Annotated in this window: 16 protein-coding genes; 7 read left to right on the forward strand and 9 right to left on the reverse strand. The window is 49.1% G+C overall.

The window, feature by feature from the left end; translation table 11 throughout:
* Window positions 1-10 precede the first annotated feature (10 nt).
* From OXN25_12950 to OXN25_12965, 4 genes are read right to left on the reverse strand one after another with little or no spacing between them, the layout of a single operon-like run.
* Window positions 11-415 carry a hypothetical protein gene (locus OXN25_12950; protein MDE0425766.1) on the reverse strand — a complete coding sequence of 135 codons (405 nt, stop codon included), beginning with the start codon at window positions 413-415 and terminating at the stop codon, window positions 11-13.
* Window positions 412-747, reverse strand: a complete 336-nt coding sequence (locus OXN25_12955) for a type II toxin-antitoxin system RelE/ParE family toxin (protein ID MDE0425767.1) — start codon at window positions 745-747, stop codon at window positions 412-414. The genes OXN25_12950 and OXN25_12955 overlap by 4 nt, the downstream gene beginning before the upstream one ends.
* Before the next feature lie 39 nt (window positions 748-786).
* Window positions 787-1,980, reverse strand: coding sequence for a trans-2-enoyl-CoA reductase family protein (locus tag OXN25_12960; protein ID MDE0425768.1), 1,194 nt, complete (start codon window positions 1,978-1,980; stop codon window positions 787-789).
* A 23-nt stretch (window positions 1,981-2,003) separates the two neighbouring features.
* Complete coding sequence (locus OXN25_12965; protein MDE0425769.1) at window positions 2,004-2,465, reverse strand: RidA family protein; 462 nt, start codon at window positions 2,463-2,465, stop codon at window positions 2,004-2,006.
* Window positions 2,466-2,894: 429 nt separating this feature from the next.
* Here OXN25_12965 and OXN25_12970 point away from each other — a divergent pair, with 429 nt between their 5' ends.
* Window positions 2,895-3,917, forward strand: a complete 1,023-nt coding sequence (locus OXN25_12970) for a zinc-binding dehydrogenase (GenBank protein MDE0425770.1) — start codon at window positions 2,895-2,897, stop codon at window positions 3,915-3,917.
* Window positions 3,918-4,150: 233 nt separating this feature from the next.
* Here the strand turns inward: OXN25_12970 and OXN25_12975 are convergent, their stop codons facing one another.
* Both OXN25_12975 and OXN25_12980 read right to left on the reverse strand, forming a co-directional pair.
* Window positions 4,151-4,972 carry a LamG domain-containing protein gene (locus OXN25_12975; GenBank protein MDE0425771.1) on the reverse strand — a complete coding sequence of 274 codons (822 nt, stop codon included), beginning with the start codon at window positions 4,970-4,972 and terminating at the stop codon, window positions 4,151-4,153.
* An 83-nt stretch (window positions 4,973-5,055) separates the two neighbouring features.
* Window positions 5,056-5,367: a nucleotidyltransferase family protein gene (locus OXN25_12980; protein ID MDE0425772.1), complete on the reverse strand. Its 312-nt coding sequence runs from the start codon at window positions 5,365-5,367 to the stop codon at window positions 5,056-5,058.
* A 143-nt stretch (window positions 5,368-5,510) separates the two neighbouring features.
* On the opposite strand from OXN25_12980, the gene OXN25_12985 reads away from it, so the two are divergent.
* The 4 genes from OXN25_12985 to OXN25_13000 all read left to right on the forward strand — a co-directional run bounded on the left by OXN25_12985 (window position 5,511) and on the right by OXN25_13000 (window position 8,627).
* Entirely contained in the window at window positions 5,511-6,323 is an 813-nt protein-coding gene (locus tag OXN25_12985) for a phytanoyl-CoA dioxygenase family protein (GenBank protein MDE0425773.1), read from the forward strand.
* A 128-nt stretch (window positions 6,324-6,451) separates the two neighbouring features.
* Complete coding sequence (locus OXN25_12990) at window positions 6,452-7,219, forward strand: hypothetical protein (GenBank protein ID MDE0425774.1); 768 nt, start codon at window positions 6,452-6,454, stop codon at window positions 7,217-7,219.
* A gap of 66 nt (window positions 7,220-7,285) precedes the next feature.
* Window positions 7,286-7,693 carry a GNAT family N-acetyltransferase gene (locus tag OXN25_12995; protein MDE0425775.1) on the forward strand — a complete coding sequence of 136 codons (408 nt, stop codon included), beginning with the start codon at window positions 7,286-7,288 and terminating at the stop codon, window positions 7,691-7,693.
* A gap of 19 nt (window positions 7,694-7,712) precedes the next feature.
* Window positions 7,713-8,627 (forward strand): phytanoyl-CoA dioxygenase family protein, encoded by a 915-nt coding sequence (locus tag OXN25_13000; protein ID MDE0425776.1) that lies wholly within the window; start codon window positions 7,713-7,715, stop codon window positions 8,625-8,627.
* 66 nt (window positions 8,628-8,693) lie between these two features.
* On the opposite strand, the gene OXN25_13005 is transcribed toward OXN25_13000, so the two are convergent.
* A complete protein-coding gene (locus tag OXN25_13005) occupies window positions 8,694-10,355 on the reverse strand; it encodes a CRTAC1 family protein (protein ID MDE0425777.1) in 1,662 nt (553 codons plus the stop codon).
* Window positions 10,356-10,521: 166 nt separating this feature from the next.
* On the opposite strand from OXN25_13005, the gene OXN25_13010 reads away from it, so the two are divergent.
* Together OXN25_13010 and mtaB are read left to right on the forward strand one after the other, a co-directional pair.
* Window positions 10,522-11,493 (forward strand): Gfo/Idh/MocA family oxidoreductase, encoded by a 972-nt coding sequence (locus OXN25_13010; GenBank protein MDE0425778.1) that lies wholly within the window; start codon window positions 10,522-10,524, stop codon window positions 11,491-11,493.
* Between the two features lie 238 nt (window positions 11,494-11,731).
* Window positions 11,732-13,087 carry a tRNA (N(6)-L-threonylcarbamoyladenosine(37)-C(2))-methylthiotransferase MtaB gene (gene mtaB, locus OXN25_13015; protein MDE0425779.1) on the forward strand — a complete coding sequence of 452 codons (1,356 nt, stop codon included), beginning with the start codon at window positions 11,732-11,734 and terminating at the stop codon, window positions 13,085-13,087.
* Between the two features lie 2 nt (window positions 13,088-13,089).
* Here mtaB and mutS read toward each other — a convergent pair whose 3' ends face one another.
* Both mutS and OXN25_13025 read right to left on the reverse strand, forming a co-directional pair.
* Window positions 13,090-15,777, reverse strand: coding sequence for a DNA mismatch repair protein MutS (gene mutS, locus OXN25_13020; protein MDE0425780.1), 2,688 nt, complete (start codon window positions 15,775-15,777; stop codon window positions 13,090-13,092).
* A gap of 277 nt (window positions 15,778-16,054) precedes the next feature.
* Complete coding sequence (locus tag OXN25_13025) at window positions 16,055-18,571, reverse strand: DEAD/DEAH box helicase family protein (GenBank protein MDE0425781.1); 2,517 nt, start codon at window positions 18,569-18,571, stop codon at window positions 16,055-16,057.
* Between the last annotated feature and the right edge of the window lie 84 nt (window positions 18,572-18,655).

Raw genomic sequence — 18,655 nt, forward strand, 5'->3', positions numbered from 1 at the left:
ATGTAACAATTCATCTTTTTTCTACTGAAACTTCAGAACTGGGGGTTGATATTTCTGATGCCACTATTGAGGTTTCTGCTGCAGCGAGTTCAGCATTAGGTTCTATCGGCTCTAAGGGTTGAATCAACAGTCGGCATCCGAGGGCAGCAAGAATCGTGATAAGCATATCCAGACGCGGTGCTTCGTCGCTTGCGAGCATATCCGAGAGGCATTGTGCCTTAATACCCGCTTGCTTAGCAACTTCCGCGACCCCGCCTCGCGCTTCTACAACATTCTGGAGGCCAAGCAGAAAGAAGGGCGTATCCCCATCCTCTTGATATTCCTCAAGTGCTACATCAAGATAACCGATTGCCTCCTCCCAGTCGGAAGTAAACCGTTCCATTAGAATTTCTTCCCATGTTCGATACTCTCTCATCGTTGCGCCTCCTTATATTCCAGCCAACACCTTTTCGCGCGTTCAATATCCCGCGCCTGGGATGACTTGTCACCCCCACAGAGCAGCAGAACGATCGTGTCATCCACTTCACCAAAGTAGATACGATAACCTGCCCCTAAAGAAAACCTCAATTCAAACACGCCAGCACCAACAGTGCGGTAATCCCCAAAATTGCCAGATCTGATCCGGTCAAGTCGCCTTTCAATTCTGTTTCGCGTATTTCTATCGTGAATGGATATAAGCCACTCGGTAAAAGGCTCTCGTCCCTTTGAAGTCCGGTAGGCTTGGAGTTTTCTCGGTCGTATGCTCAGCATTCAGGTTCTGTTTGACCTCCACAGCCTACTATGTCCTTAAAACACCAACTCCGTCTCCACCGCTTCATCGTAGTCCACCCGTTCAACCTCAAACCCAAAAAGGTTTCGGAAGCGTTGCCTGAAGCCTGCGTAATCAGAGAGTTCGTAGAAATTGTCGGTATCAATCTGGTCCCACCGCTCCGTCACTGCGTCGGTCACCTCAGGCTGCAACTCACGATCATCAAGACGGATATAGCGTTCAGCGTCGAGTTGGGGTTCCAACCCCGGTCCGAGATGCTCAGAGAAAAGCCGTTTCATCTGTCCAATGGGTGCTTCGTTGATGCCTTTAGCGTTCATAATGTCATAGAGGATGCTGACGTAAAGCGGCACAACAGGAATTGCTGCGGAGGCTTGCGTAACGACGGCTTTGTTCACCGAAATATAGGCACTCCCACCGAGTTGGTTCGCGAGCCGTTCATCAAGTGCGTCCACACGCGTCTTCAAATCGTCTTTTGCTCTGCCGATAGTCCCATCTCGGTAAATCGACCACGTCAAGGCACTTCCGATGTAGGTATAGGCAACGACTGTCACCTCTGGTGCCAGCAATTCCGCCTCGGTTAATGCGTCAACCCACATCTCTAAGTCTTCACCTCCCATCACGGCGATTGTATCAGTGATCTCCTGCTCATTTGCAGGTGCAATCATTACAGGCGTAATGACTTCACGATTCAGATCAATCGTTTTTCCCGTATACGGTTCGCCGATCGGTTTGAGGACGGATTCATGTGAGGTCCCTGTGTTCGGATGGATTCTACGGGGTGCGGCGATACTGTAGACGAGGATGTCTATTTTTCCGAAATCTGATTTGAGTCGGCTAATAGCTTCCGCTTTCATCTCATTGGAAAACGCGTCTCCATTGAGACTGGCGGCGGAGAATCCGTCTGCTGCTGCCTGTTGATGGAAGGCAGCAGTGTTATAGTAACCAGCAGTTGCAGTGCGTCTGTCATCAGGTGGACGTTCATAGAGGAGCCCAAGCGTTTTGGCACCGTAAGCGTACGTCAAAGCGATACGCGAGGCGAGTCCATATCCCGTCGATGCCCCGACAACAAGTGCATTCATACCCGTCTCTTTGTGTGGAATGCCCTGTTTAATTTCATCGATTTGGTTTTGAACATTGGTCTGACACCCAACGGGATGGGCGTTGGTACAGATAAACCCGCGTATCCGCGGTTTAATAATTTGAAGTGCCATTGTCCCCTTCTTTTCTGAAGCGATTAGTCTTCAATTTCGACAACCATTTCAACCTCAACGGGAATCCCACCCGGGAGCTGTACCATACCGACTGCGGAGCGGGCATGTCTGCCTTTATCACCGAATACCTCGACGAAAAAATCGGAGGCACCGTTGACAACGGCGGGTTGGTCGGTGAAGTCGGGTGCCGAGTTGACGAACCCGACCACTTTGACGACGCGTTTGATTCGGTCGAGATCGCCGAGTGCGTGTTTGAGGGTGCTTAGCAAGCAAATCGCCACTTGGCGCGCCGAGGCATAGCCTTCTTCAATCGTGGCATCCGTACCGAGTTGGCTCTTATAGATTGGACCCTCGCCGTTTCCGGGTCCATGTCCCGAAGTAAATATGATATTACCGGTCTGCACAGTTGTGACGTAATTCGCCACGGGCACCGCTGGTTCCGGGAGTTCGACACCTAATTCTTCAAGTCTTTGTTCTATTTTCATCTGATATGTCCTTTTACAAATGGATTAAATTATAGTATGCCGCGAACATGGTGTTCTTCGCGTGCTTTGGCATATTCGGTCTACAAACCGCATTCTAAAGCATGCGGTAATTGTTTACATCCGCCCCTATTATTAAACAGATTTTCGCCAATTTTGTCAAGCAAAGTTTTTGGCAGTCAGCGGTCCGCAAGCGTGACAATTATCAGCATTTGTTGTTTGAATCCGGTTTTGAGGATAGTGAACTAACCTATCAGGACAGTGGACTTCGGTTCGCTGCCTTGTTTTTTTACCTCACTGTTCGCGGTTCGCGAATCGCGGTTCGCTATATCAAAACTCCACAATTTGCTTTATAGGTTTACTTATGCTAAAATGTGCGGAGACTTAACTGAAATATTCCTATACCTTTAGCAGAAAGAACGAGGAACAACCATGAAAGTAGCAGCAATTTTAGGTGAACGGCAGGCAGGATTGATTGACGTTCCAGATCCAACACCGAAAGAGGATTGGGTCGTCGTAAAAATTCACGCATCCCCGATGTGTAATGAATACCATTCTTTTGAACACGGGCACAAAAGCGATTGGCTTGGACACGAAGCGGCGGGTGAGGTTGTTGACATCGCTCAACCCGGAAAAGTGAAAGTCGGTGATCGGGTGGTTGTGATGCCGCAATATCCGTGTGGGAAATGCGTGCTTTGCACCGATGGAGATTACATCCACTGTGAAAACAACTACAATTTCGAGGAATTCACCGGTTCCCGTTACGGTAGTGCGACGATGGCACAGTATATCGTCAAGCCGTCTTGGTTGCTCCCGAAGATTCCAAACAATGTGTCTTACGAACACGCCTCGCTGGCATGTTGCGCCTTGGGACCGTCCTATCGCGCCTTCGACGAGATGGGTGTCAACGCGACCCACACTGTGTTAATCACGGGGATCGGTCCTGTCGGTTTCGGTGCGATTACCAACGCCCGTTTCCGTGGCGCGAAAGTCATCGCGGCGGAACTGATTCCGTGGCGCGTCGAACGCGCAAAACAGATGGGAGCCGAAGCGGTCATCAACCCAACGGATGAAGATGCAGTCGACCAGATTCGCGATCTCACAACAGATGGACGCGGTGTCGATTTCGCCCTCGACTGTTCAGGGAACGTCCAAGCACATAGACTCTGTATTGACGCGACGCGTAGACGCGGCACCATCGCCTTCGTCGGTCAAAGCGGTGGAAACGACACTATTATTCACGTCAGCCCTGATCTCATCGGTAAAGGGTTACGCCTCGCTGGTGCATGGCACTATAACTTGAGTCAATTTCCGGGATTGATGAGGGTTATCGAAGGTTCACCGATCCTCGATCTGCTCATTAGTAATATCTTTCCGATGAGCGAGATTCAACAGGCATTCGAGACCTCTGCATCTCACGAAAGCTCTAAGATTATCCTCAAACCTTGGGAATAAGCTATGTCAACGACCCACAAACCCAATATACTCCTCATTGTATCCGGTGACCATGCTGCACCTGCAATTAGCTGCTATGGGAGCGAGATGGGTGAATTGGTCGCTTACTCAATATAACAAGGTCTCGGATGAGGCTTATAGTAAAGCCCGAAAATATCTGCACATACTGATGTGGGACATCCTTCGCCGCTGGCGAGGTTTCCTAACCTCGCCAACACTAACCTGTAAAGTTGTTATCGCTCAGATTTTATCCTACCCCAAGTAACAGCGAGTTTACCCTCAGGCTCAACATCGGAGACACGGAGGTCCATTTCCGTCTGGATATCTTTATCCGATAAAGCCTCACCGTAAATGGCAAATTCATCAATAACACCGTTAGCACCCGATGCAGCGACTCTGTAATTAAACTTGTTATTGCCCCCAATCCTTGGCGGTCTATGGAATTCAGGAAACGGTCCGATGCCAGTTTTCGTTGCGACTTCCTCGCCGTTAATGTAGATGAAAGCGTCATCTACAAAATTCCACGTCACCGCTATGTGCATCCACTCATCCTTCTTAACAACATCAGCGGCGGGAACGGTCATCAGCGCATCTATATCCAGAGCACTCTCTATCAAAAAAACGAACTGGTCTTCAAGTTGCCCTACTAAGGTGCCTTTCCCAATAGAGAAGGAGAGCGCAACCGTGCTTGCATCGAATAACCGGTAAGTTCCGTCACCCGCGCCGTCCCAATACGGTTTAAACCAGAATCCAAGCGTGCCGGGGTTAGGCATCAAGTAATCAAATTCAATAAAGTCCTCCTTGTTATCACCGAACTCCATTCCCATTCCAAAGACACCCTCTTTACTCGGCACCCGCTGTGGACCACCGATAATCACACCATCAATGCCATTCCCACTGGCATCCTCAGCAATATTCGCATCTTCTCCCTTGAAGGAGAACCAGACTTCAGGTTCTGCAGTATGCCCACTATGAGAAAGGATTGCCAAACCGATCCCAAGTATCAAACACAACGTTAAGGGTCCATAGATAGACTGGATTGTTCGGTTAAACATAGCGTCCTCCGTTTCTCTCCTTAAGGATTTGTTGAATTTGTGTTTTCAGCATCGGAAGTTTAAATATGTCTTGGAGGTATAAGTTATAGTTCCGTGACATATTCTACTTCTCTTTCAATATAAGGTTTGTAACCCGGTTTGATGGATGTGGGGGTCACAAGGTCAACGTCCTTCTCAAATAGATCTTCCAGAAAAACAGCCAACCCCATGTAATCGTCAAAAGTTAGTCTTTCGAGTTCAACAAGGAAATCAATGTCGCTTGCGGCGGTTGCCGTCCCCCGCACGTAAGAGCCGAACAAGCCAATCCGTTTGACCCCGTATTTCTGCAGGGCCTGCCGATTATCCACAAGGGTCTGCTTGATAAACTCCTTGCTGAGAACTACTTGATTGTCCACCTTGAATTCCTCCATTGCGGCAGTCGTTCATATACCTAAAAGAACCTTCGTTGTCGTATGCCCGATACTTACTATTGTAAATTATCTTGAAATATAAAGCAAACCTTTATATCATATTTAGCAAAGAAACGTGAGGGACAGACATGACACCGAAACAGAAGTATCTCTTTGATCTACGCGGCTACCTGCATTTAGAGAACGTCCTAACACCAAAAGAACTCAGTAACGCACAGGCAGCGGTCGAACGACTCGTGCAAGCATCGTCAGATGAATTGCCGCCCGGAATTAGTCGCGGTAGTGAAGGGTTTTCAAATGGGTTCTCTGCTGACAAATCGCTTGAGGCGTTGACTTTACATCCTACTACGTGGTCCATCATCAAGGAACTGACGTGGAACAAACCGCGCTTCAATCGCGGGTCGCTTGTTGTGAATACACACGAGCGACAGGAGATGACACCGCTCCACTGTGGCGGTGAAGATTTCCGCTGGACGCGACGCTACGGTGTCAGACACAATCAGATCTTCACAAATGATATTGTGTGTTTCTTCTATTTCACGGATGTCTATCCGGGGGACGGCGGTCTGATCGTCTTACCGGGTTCCCATAAAAGCGAATTTGAACGTCCAGAAAATCTGTTTTTCCCTGACCCTGATACTATAGATGCACCGCTCCATCCGGCTCTCGTCAATGTAACACCAAAAGCAGGAGACGTTGTGATTATTACCGAGATGCTGACACACGGTGTCCTTGTTTGGAAACCGAAAGACAGAGATCGGCGATTCCTGATTTTGCGCTATAAGACGCAGTTTTTCCAAGACGAGCGCGGTCTCCGCGACCCGTTCCCACCGGAAGTGATGGAGCGACTCTCGCCAGAGACAAAGGCGTTGGCGGCTTATGGTTCAGAATGGGAAATAAAAGACCTTGTAAAACAGGATAACGTGACGCTGACTTTATAGATAGGATAAATAAAGATAAATCGTGTAATTTCATAGTGATGCCCGGTGCGGTTAGAAACCGCACCTACCGAGTCTTGGGAAAATCTGCTTTACCCGATAAAATTCTTAGTCTTCATAGGAAATAGACAATGCTTAAGGAGTTAACGAAGAAAGATTGGTTGTCGCTTTTAAACATCCCTGAGAACAGAATACCCACCGTTTTAGTCTTACGAGGGACACGGAATCTAAAGGTCAACTACACCAAACATAGTGCTTTTTTCACAGACGTTTTTGAAGTCGGTTCACCGAACGGTATCTTTGAGGATGTGCTGATTGGAACGTATAAAAATATAGATGTAGGTTATGCTTCTGTGTACGGGGATGCAATGGCATCTGAAGTCACACATCTTTTCGGTGTGTTGGGAACATCCTTGGTCATACAGACAGGCTGTTGTGGCGCACTCACAGATAGCATTCAGGCAGGCGATCTTGTCTGTGCAACATCGGCGTATTGCGGTGAAGGGGCAGCACAGTATTATTTATCAGATAAACAAGAAATCAACGCTTCACCTGAACTCGTTGAAGGGATCCCCTCTTTCACTGGACACAAAGGTCGCATCTGGACGACTTCGGCACTGTTTGCTGAGGGAGCAGCAGAGATTCAGGACTGGTCTCATCAAGGTTATATTGCTGTAGATATGGAAACGGCGAGCACTTTCGCAGTTGCGGAATACTTTGGTATGCAACGCCTATCGTTGTTGTTTACTTTTGATAATCCGAGTCAAGGTGATCATATTCTCTTGAGCGATGCTGAAAAGCAGAAACGAAGAGAAGACGGAGAACAAACTCTTATTGATACGGTCTTTGCCATTATAACACAAGCGGGTAGGCACAAGACCTACCCCTACAGCCCCTGACGTCTGTTTGGCAAGCAACAAAGCGGGTAGGCACAAGACCTACCCCTACAGAGGTCTATCACTACAATGGAAGTCGTTAGAGCAGCACTTAGGGATGCTGACATACTCGCTGAACTGAACAAAGAACTTATCGAGGATGAACAACACCCGAATCCAATGAATATCGCCCAACTCACAGAACGTATGCGAGACTGGCTGGCGACCGACTATATCTGTTATATGGCAAAGGAGAAGGGCAGCATTGTCGCCTATTGTTTATACAGAGATGACGAATCACACTACTACATGCGGCAGTTGTACGTAGACAGAGCACATCGCCGAAAGGGTATCGCTACGCGATTGCTTGATTGGTTACACAAAAACGTGTGGACAGATAAGAAGGTCAGATTGGATGTCCTTGCCCATAACGAAGATGCGGTCGCTTTTTATGAGAGATACGGCTTTAGGATTGGTGTCTTCAGAATGGAAAAGTGAAAGTGTGAGGAAACTAACAATGAAATATGACGCAACAAACCGAACCTTTGACTGCGAACCGACCCTCACCGATACAGAGGTGCTGCAGTATTGCAGAGACGGCTATCTGCAACTCCAAGGGGTTGTCCCTGATGAGATTAACCAGCGGACGTGTGATTATCTGAACGGCGATCTGCCGATAAATCCCTGCTTTATTCCAAAAGGCATGACACACGCCGATTTAGAGCGGATGCGGGATACACACGAACCGAGTTCGATTCTCTTAGAAGACTGGTACATTGAGCATGTACTACTGAATCGGGAACTCGCTGGCGCATTGCGTTCACTGCTGGGTAAAAACGTCGGGTTACCCGTATTGGTAAGCAACCACCGCGTGGAATGTCCCATGCCTGCACAGGGATGGCATCACGATGCCGATCACGTCTTCGGACCTGAAACTAATTTCGTTGAGGTTTTCTATTTTCCGCAAGATACGCCGATGGAACTCGGACCGACAGAACTTCTGCCGGGTTCGCACATCCATTCCACAAGTCGAGACATCGCCGAGAAAGGCGTTTCAAGCGAGGGCCCCGCAGGTTCTTTCGTTATCCACTCGCAAAGTATTCTTCATCGTCGTGGTGCATCGACTGCGGAAGGGTTACGCCACATGCTAAAATATAGTTATTGGCGGACAACACCACCGACACGGGATTGGAAAGAAGAACCTGATTTCGATTTTCAAATGGCGGAGTATGGTGGACACGGCGTTGCGAGATACGTGGCACATACCTTCTATTGGTTATGCGGCAAAGGTGATGCGTTCCGTCTTATCGGTGGGCAGGCGTGGCCTTGGTCGAGTGTGAATCAAATTGGACCCTCTTACGGTTTCGGACACAAAGAGGGGTATCTCCCGAACTGGCGGAAGGACAATCCGGATGATTATGCGGTGCCATAATACGCGAGGGTAGGCACAAGACCTAGGGGAAACACCCAAGCAAAAACCCCTACAATGGAATATGCATCATCTCTCGGAGATAACAAGGACCTGGTTCGTTTTAACGTTTTGTAAGGTTTGGACTTTGCCACAGGTCCACCGTACCGTCAGCGTATCCACCGATGCCGCGGTGCCTAATCCGAAATGTAAACGGAGATCGTTCTGGCTGAGGTAGCCTGAACCACTTTTGACCTCACGGATCTGTGTCAAGTCCCCAGAAACAACCGTCACCCGTGCGCCAATGGCATCCCGGTTGCAATGTGTGCCGACAAGTTTGACCCGCAACCACTGCGCCGTGTTGCCTCCATCGTTTCGCAAGACGGTCGGTGAATCCTTTAAGTTAGAAACGACGATATCTATATCGCCGTCGTTATCAATATCACCGAACGCTGCGCCTCGGCTCACTTTCTGGGTCGCTATTGCCGCATCGATGGGCTCCGAAAAATTGACTCCCCGGTTATTGAGAAAAAGTTGATTCGGCTGGGAGTATGTGCCTATTGGATCAATCTCAGCGATATTGTCGTCAAGGTGACCATTCGCAATAAACAGGTCCAACCAACCGTCGTTGTTAAAATCGACGAAATCGACACCCCATGCCAAATAGGGGAGGCTTCTTTCGCCGACCCCTCTGGCGAAACTATCTTCCGTGAAAAAACCGCTCTGGGCATTGTGATAGAGGCTATTCGTCTGGTCCTGAAAATTTGTGATGACAATATCAAGATAGCCGTCGTTGTCAAAATCGCCGAGGTTCGCGCCCATTCCGCTATAAGTGCGTCCTTCTTCGCTCAGCGCAACGCCTGAGAAAAGCGCGTCTTCTGTCATCTCAATGCTGTTCGGATTGTTACGGTAGAGGAGGTTGGGTGTGGTATCGTTGGCAACGAAGATATCCACGTCTCCGTCGTTATCCACATCCCCACAGACGACCCCTAACCCTTTGCCCCGTGCCTCACTTATCCCTGTTTTCTCCGACACATCCGTGAAAGTGCCGTCGTCGTTGTTAAGGTAAAGCACATCTGAAACGCCGGGCAGTGCCTCTGGTGTGCAGTAGGTCTGAATCCCTTGTCGCGTGCATATCGGATTCGTCTCTGGATCGAACTGAACATAGTTGACGACATAAAGATCCAGATCGCCATCTACATCTATATCCACGAAAGCACAACCGCTACTAAACTGATCGCCGCCGACCCCAGTAGCCGCAGTAACATCTGTGAAAGTGCCATCGCCGTTGTTGCGATAGAGAACATTCACGCCGTAGTTGGTTATGTAGAGATCTGTAAAACCGTCGTTGTTGTAGTCGCCGACGCAGCATCCTAATCCGTAGCCGGTATCGCCAACGGCTGCTTGTGTTGTTACGTCGGTGAAGGTGTCGCCATCGTTGCGATAGAGACGATTCGTGGGTAAGGTTGGAGAGGCCATCCCTGGCAAATCACTGCCGTTGACGAAATAGAGGTCCAAATCGGCGTCGTTATCAAAATCGAAGAGGGCAACCCCACTGCCGATCGGCTCAATAAAGTATTTCTGTCCACTCTCACCGTTCGCATGTCGAAACGCAATACCGAGTTCCGTTGTTATATCCGTAAAACCGATTGCATCCGCTTCTGAAGACGCTGGTTGTCCATTCAAGAGAGAAAAGATAAAAGCAACGAGAAGGAGACGCATCGCTTGTCCCGTCAATTTTTTGTAACGCATAGTCTCTGTATGTGGTATAATGGCAGTCAGCATATTGGCTATCGGCAATCAGCCATCGGCTTCCAGTTAAGAGGTTTTCTGATGAAGTTACGACTTCTTGCTGAAGGCTGACTGCTGAAGGCTGAGGGCTATTCCTTTGACGACTTCTAAAAAAGGAGAATTTCTAATGGCTAATACTCTACGTTTTGGCGTTGTCGGTTTAGGTATGGGCATGAATCGCTCGCGTATGATTCACGGCACGGACGGTGCAGAACTTGTCGCCGTGGCAGACCTCGTTGAAGAACGGCGTAAGAAGGCTGAAGAAGAATTCGGTTGCGAAAGCCACGACGATGCGCTTGAGATGTTCGACCGTGATGATATCGACGTGGGGATGATTATGACCCCCAGCGGGCTCCACGGTAAATTCGGAGAGGAAGCCGCACGCCGCGGCAAACACGTCATCACTACAAAACCGATGGATGTCAGCGTTGAAAATTGCAACTCCCTCATCAAAACCTGCGAAGACAACGATGTCAAACTACTTGTCGATTTCGGTGAACGCTACGGTACACATAACCGTAGAATCCAGAAAGCACTCGCAACAGGTGCTATCGGTAGACCGCTTTTGTGCGAACTCCGTATGAAGTGGAAACGTCCGGATAGTTACTACATCGGCTGGCACGGGACGTGGGAACTCGACGGCGGCGGCTCTATCATGAATCAAGGCGTACACTACGTCGATCTCATGCTCTGGTTCATGGGACCGGTCAAACGGATCATCGGTGCGCACTTCGATGTCTACGATCACGAAAACTGTGAAACTGAAGACATGACTTCAGCGATCCTTGAATTTGAGAACGGCGCGCTCGGTCACGTCCTGACGACAACAACATACCCCGGCGGTAACGTCTCAATGATTCACGTCCACGGCGAAAAAGGCATTATCGGTCTCGGACCAGAAGTATGGGAATTCGCCGATGATGACGAACCCGAAATCGAACTGCCACCCTATCCGAATAACGTCATTGAAGATGCAATCCAAGTTATCAACAACGGTGGATCACCAGCAGTCGATGGCTATGAAGGCAGACGTTCTGTCGCGCTGAACATGGCTATCTACGAGTGCGCACGCACTGGCAAAGCGGTTGAATTGTCGTAGAGCTCTCTGCAAGGCGGGTCCCTGTGTCCGCCTATTTTTATGTTTCAAACCCATAGATTCGTCTGTTTGTAGTAGTGCGATTCATCGCACGTCATAAAACTATAAGAACGGGCAATAAATTGCCCTACTACGAACCAGCAAGATTTTAGGAGGCAAACCAAATAACTCTGCTTGCAATTCGGGCAAAAACTCGGTATAATATTTACTCAGAAAACAGAAACGGAAGCGGAAAAGATTCATGAGAACCGCAAAACTCATTACGATGGGTTGCAAGGTCAATCAATACGATACACAATCCATGCGCGAAACCCTCTATCGCAACGGATATACCGTCCTCGACGATGAAACATCGCGTCAGGGTGCTGACCTTTATCTCATCAATACATGCACCGTAACAAATACCGCTGACCAGAAGGCACGGCAGGTCATTCGGCGAGCGATCCGTCAAAATCCGAATGCGAAAGTGCTTGTTACCGGTTGCTATGCCGAAAGCGACCGCGAGACGATTGAAGAGATACCGGGTGTAACGTTCGTTTTCGGCAATAGAGAGAAGGCAGATTTTCAGAGCTACCTCGACGTATTGCACACCGAAACACCGTCTTTGACTCCTGAAACAGCACACACACCGAACCCGCTTCTCTCCATAGAACCCGTTCAACACGACGCTATCCGTGAACACGCACGCTTCAGCAAAGGTGTGAGTGATGCTGGTAAAAGGACACGCGCCCTTATCAAGGTGCAAGACGGTTGCAGCGCATTTTGTACGTATTGCATCATCCCTTATGTGCGCGGTCGGATGACGAGTCGTCCGCTCAACGATATCGCTGACGAAGCACGTCGTATCGCTGATAGCGGTATCAAAGAGATCGTCATCACCGGTGTGCATCTGGGTGCCTACGGTATGGATACCGGTAGGGACAGAGACATCGTCGACATTTTAGCGCATATCCACGACATTGAAGGCATCGAACGAATCCGTTTCAGTTCCATCGAACCGATGTATTTCCCAGATAGCCTCGGTGAACGGATGGCAGCACTCCCGAAATGCATGCCCCACTTCCATCTACCAGTTCAAGCCGGTTCCGATGAAATATTGCGACAGATGCGCAGGCGTTACACCACCGCACAGTTCGCGCACCTCGTTGAGAACTTACGAGATGTCTTTGGTGAAGATGTCGGGATTACAACCGATATTATGGTCGGGTTCCCCGGTGAAACGGACGTACACTTTGAGGAATCGTGCCGGTTCGTTGAAGACATCGGGTTCAGCCAACTTCATGTGTTCCGCTATTCCCCACGCAAAGGCACACCCGCAGCAACCTATCCGAATCAGGTATCACCGCACGTCGCTGCTGCACGTAGTCAGACGATGATTGCGCTCGGCGAACGCCTCAACACAGCATTTCGACAACGGATGCTTGGGAAACAGAAAGAGGTGCTCATCGAAGCGAGCAGAGAGGGGCAAAATAACCATCTCGCCGGTTTCACCGACAACTATCTTCGGGTCCTCGTGGACGCGCCAGAGAGCGCGATTAATCAGATCCAGCGCGTCACGCTCGGTGCGTTAGAAGGGGACTGCATCGCTGCCGCCTAATCTTAAGACTTCTCCGCTTTTGCCTTTAAATCATAAAGAATATTCACTGCATCCAACGGCGTTACCTGTGAGAGTTCCAATTGTTGGATCTCTTCGACGAGGGGGTGCGTCTTAGGTGTAAAGAGTGCCATCTGCAGCGAATCGCTTTGCATTGTTTTTCGTGAGACGCGGCGGCGGGGTTTCGGCATCGTCGGATGCCCTTTTGCGGACTGTCCGGTCGCGCCATCTGCCTCGACGCTGAGGTTGTGCTGTTCAAGCACCTCGAGTATTTGCTGCGCGCGGGTGATTACAACTTGTGGTAACCCAGCGAGTCGTGCAACGTGGATTCCGTAACTCTGATCTGCGCCACCCGGAACAACCTTTCGGAGAAACGTCACCTTCTGTCCATCCTCATGGACAGCAACGTTGTAGTTCTTCGCACGTTTATATTTGCTGGCGAGTTCCACTAACTCATGATAGTGTGTCGCAAAAAGCGTTTTCGCACCCATCCGTTTTTCATCTAAGAGGTACTCCGATACCGCCCATGCGATGCTGAGTCCGTCAAACGTGCTGGTGCCGCGACCGACTTCGTCGAAGATGACGAGGCTGTTTCGGGTCGCATTGTTGAGGATATTTGCCGTCTCGTTCATTTCAACGAGGAAAGTACTCTGCCCCATCACGAGGTTGTCCGAGGCACCGACCCGTGTAAAAATCCGATCCACCAATCCGATTTTCGCAGCGGAGGCAGGCACGAAACACCCGATTTGTGCCATCAAAACGATGAGTGCGGTTTGACGGAGATAGGTGCTCTTGCCGCTCATATTCGGTCCCGTGATGATATGCAACTGCTCGTCATCACAGTTGAGTATTGTATCGTTCGGAACAAAACCCTCTTGCGTGAAGAGTTGTTCGACGACAGGATGCCTACCGTCCCGGATAACGATCTCATCCACCGCTGCCACGGTCGGCTTGACGTAGTTGTATCTCGATGCGATATAGGCGAAATTGGCGAGAACATCCGTCATTGCGACCGCCCCCGCAATCTGCTGGATGGCTTCCGTCCATTTGGATACCTCCTCGCGAATCTGGCAGAAGAGATCATACTCCAACGTCTGTATCCGATCTTCTGCGTTCAGCACCTTTGCCTCCTGCTCCTTGAGTTCGGGTGTGATGAACCGTTCAGAGTTCCGAAGCGTCTGTTTGCGGATATAGTCGTCAGGCACCATGTGTAGGTTCGGTTTTGTTACATCAATGTAATAACCGAAGACCTGATTGAATCCAATCTTCAAGGACTGAATACCGCTCCGTTTGCGTTCTTCTTCTTGCATTGCAGCGATCCAGTCCTTTCCTTGCCCTACAATCTGCCGAAGTTCATCAAGTTCCTCATTATAGCCGTCGTTTATGATGCCGCCTTCGCGAATTGTTGCGGGCGGGTCCGGATGAATACCGTGTTCAATCAATTCGACTAACTCCGGAAGCGTATCCAATGCGTCGTTAAGAGACACCAACAGCGCGCTACCGCAATTTTGGAGCTGCACCTTGACATCGGGAATCAGACAGAGAGACTCTTTCAAGGCATGCAGGTCGCGTCCATTTACAGAGCCGAGACTGATACGCGAAATAAGCCGCTCTATGTCAAACATCTGTCTAAGTGCTTCGCGCAATTCCTCTTGCAGGTTAATCTGGGTTTTGAGTTCATCGACTGCCCTGAGGCGTTCTTCAATCTCTTTTTCATCAAGGAGCGGTTGCAAGAGGCATTGACGTATCTTCCTACCCCCCATTGATGTCACCGTTTGATCAAGGACTTCAAGGAGTGTCCCTTTTGTGGAACCGTCGCGAATGGAGGCTGTGAGTTCAAGGTTGCGTTGTGTATCTGCATCCAGCACCATAAAGTCTGAGAGGGTATAGGTCTGGAGAGAGACGATGTGTTCGACTTCCTGTTTCTGTGTTTCGTTGAGATAATAGATGAGCGCGCCTGCCGCAGAGATAGCCGTCGGGAGATGTTCGCATCCGAATCCGTCAAGCGAAATTGTCTGAAAATGTTCAAGGAGTTCCGTGCGGGCAGTGTCGGTTTCAAAACGCCAGTCGGGTAAGTTGTTGAGGGTCACCTTGAGTTCGGTTTTGAGACGGTCAAACATCTCTTCGTCCTCAAACGTATCGGAGAAGAGGCATTCTTTCGGGGAAAAACGGTGAATCTCTGACCAGAGCCGCGAGGGGTCTGTCAGTTCGGTCACGAAAAATTCACCGGTAGAAATATCTGCAATCGCAACGCCATAAGTGCCTCTATTGAGATAGATGGAGACGATATAGTTGTTCACCTTATGCTCAAGCACCTTCGGATCGGTCACGGTGCCGGGTGTAACGATTCGGACGACATCGCGTTTGACGAGGCGGTTCTCATCGCGTGCCACTTTTGCGTCTTCGGTCTGCTCTAAGATGGCGATCTTATGTCCGGCTTTGACGAGTTTATAGAGATAAGAATCGAGTGCGTGGTGTGGGATACCTGCCATCGGTGGCGGTGGGGATTGTTGGTTTTTATGACTTCTTGCTGTCAAGGCGATTTCAAGGACGCGTGCGATGAGTTCTGCATCCTCAAAGAACGCCTCATAGAAATCGCCGACGCGACAGAGAAGAATCGCGTCTCCGTGTTGTTTTTTTACCTGTTTATAGAGTTCCATCAACGACAGATCTGACTGTCTCGAACGTGCCATAGCGTTTTCCTTGTTGTGATGTGCGTGGTTGTCTGTTATGCGAAAGGTTAATTTTAATACCGTAACACATTTTGGGTTTTATGTCAAATGTATTTTGGTGATTGGCTGTTAGCGGTTGGTGTTTAGAAGGGTGGAAGATAGGGGTGTCGGGATTAGGAATCCCCCTACAGTGGATTCTCACTACGCGGTAGGTGCGGAATGTAATACAAGGAATGGATTTGGTCTATTTAAAGACCAAATCCCCCAACCGCACCGCTTGTGAACGAAATAGGAAACGTCAACTTTCAGAAGATAGCAACCAATTCAGTTCGTGTCTTAGGCGTTGTGGGTTTTTAGTGACATAGAAAGCCCATCGTCCCCGTTGCTCTGGTTCTCCAAGTTTCTCTCGATTCCAATTATTGACCGCGGTAACCCATCGCTTCGCGGCTTCACGTTTCATAAGATCCTGATCGGGTTCAAATCCCTTAGTCTCCAAAATTAGATTAACCCCATTCCTGAGTCTGACGATAAAATCAGGTTCATAACTATGCGTAACGCCTTGGTATTCATAGGGAATACTTAAGCCAAGGTGGTCATTACGAACATAGCATTTTACAGATTCGGATTGCTCCAACCAAAAACAGGCAGAGCGTTCCCATTTTTCGGTATCCAGTACAACTTGATTGACCTGACTTCGTTGTGTACCATGGCATGTGCGTTTAGTGAAAAAATCCACAGCAGCTGATGTACCAACGGATTTATAGCGATTCAAGATAGGCAGCAGTGGAACTTCGCCTTGTGTTTCATCTGGTTGGATTGCTGCCAGCAATCGTTCAACAATCCGCATTACATATTTTTGGTGTCCGAGTTCACAACGATTACATCCCTGGAAATCAACTTTTGTCTCAATATAAGCATCAACTAACCTGAAAACTTGTGGAAAGAGACGGTGTCGAGCGAAGAGTCTACGTTTTGGATTGCTATCTGGATCTGTTGAGGTTTCATGGTCGCCGACTAATTTCCAGACAATCTGCCCAGCAATTTCAAATTTGATAGCTTGGATGTGTGTTGTTTTATAGTATTCTTCCCGATTTTGCTCTTTGAACTCACCGGGCCCCAAAGTGGTTGTTTGTCCAATATGATAACCAACTGCCGCTTTAACAAAAACGGCGGTTGGGGTGAGTTCCGGTTCAAGGTGAAGTTGTTCCATTGATTTGATGTCAGCCTTGATTTCGTTTTTTTGCAGTGCGAAGGCGTATCCTTCCACAACTGGAAATCGAATCTCATAGTGTTCCCGTCCGGGGACTGCTCGTACATGATTCAGTGGTTTGTCATCAGGTTCTCGGGCGTTCGTACGCCTGCCTTTGAAAGGGATGACCGAAAACGGGATGCCGTAGACATCGACGTATTCCTCGGTGAGTAGACCGGTTTCTGGATCGGGTGTGTAATTCATGCGGCGTAACCCGCGTCCAACGACCTGTTCGCAGAGCAATTGGCTGCTAAAGGCGCGCAATCCGAGAATATGTGTAACATTGTTTGCATCCCATCCTTCGTTGAGCATAGCGACGGAGACAACGCATCGGATCTGTTCACCAGGCTGTCCACGTTTGCCAATTGTCGCGACGATTTGCCGCAAGTCTTCAGCAGCTTGGCTCCGGTTCTTATTTGGATCTTCGCTCTCTGCTTTTGCCAATATTTTGCTATCTATCCGCAGCGTTCGTGTAACACCGTTGCTGTTGTCAAGGAATTCTGGAAAGACCGACCCTTTCCCGTAGGTTATTTCGGTTTCTTTCTTCTTTCGTCCTTTTCTACTTGTGTCGTTTTCGGCAATGACTTCTACTACTCGTTCACCGGAAATTTCCCGGTAAAAATGCTCCGCGATATAGGTATTATCGCAAACAATAATTAGCACAGGGGGTGTTTTCTCTTGGGCATCTGATGCTTCCTGAATGTATTCAAAGCGTTCATTCCACTGGCTTGCAAGCGTATTAAGAGCATCCTCTGCCTCTCGGTAGACTACTTCAGGTTTGGGTTTTCCACCCGGTAATTTCTCTGCTGGCAAAAGATCGTCCGTAATTGTCTTCCACAGTCGAAAATATCTGGGTTCAGGTCTACCGGTGTTATCACTGACAGGTAACCGTGGAATCTTGGTAATACCACTCTCAATCGCGTCCACTAAACCGAAATCGCTGACGAGCCACGGGAAGGGTTTGCCTTCAATGTGCCCACTGCCTTGGATGTAGAAGGGTGTAGCGGAAAGATCAACGCAAAACTTCACACCGCATGCTTGGTTAAACCTATCCAAACCGCTAATCCAAACGGTGGCTTCTTGGCGTTCTTTTTTTTCTTCAGCAGAGAGTCTATCGTCAGTCGGTGCAGGACGGTAGGCGTGATGTCCTTCATCGTTCAACACCATAATCGGGGTGCTGTCATAGAGTTCTCCCAAGACCCGTTTGGCAAAAGCGTCCGGTGTTTCCGCACCTTTATCGACAACGGTATAAGTTTGACCACCTTCACTATGCGGCGATTCGGGTGCAAACTGGTGCCAATTGGTAACCATCACCTTCCCGCTGTTGAGCAACGGACGGAATTTTGTCGGAATGAGTTCAAATTCGTCGTAGTAGTTATCACTATCTTCGGGACGCAACACCTGCAGCCGTTTTTTGATGGTGAGGTTTGGACAAACGACGAGTGCTGCCTGCGGGAAGCGCTCGTCGGAAGACACTTTGCCGCGATTGCAGAACGCCCACGCGATAAGCATCGCCATCACGACGGTCTTGCCGCTACCAGTTGCCATTTTGCACCCGTAACGGATGAGATCTGGGATGTTGGGTTCGTTGGGTGTGTCTACGTAGTGTTTACATTTTGTTAGCAGTGATCAATATAGCTGCGAAATAAA

Source organism: Candidatus Poribacteria bacterium (assembly GCA_028820845.1).
Lineage (GTDB): Bacteria > Poribacteria > WGA-4E > WGA-4E > WGA-3G > WGA-3G.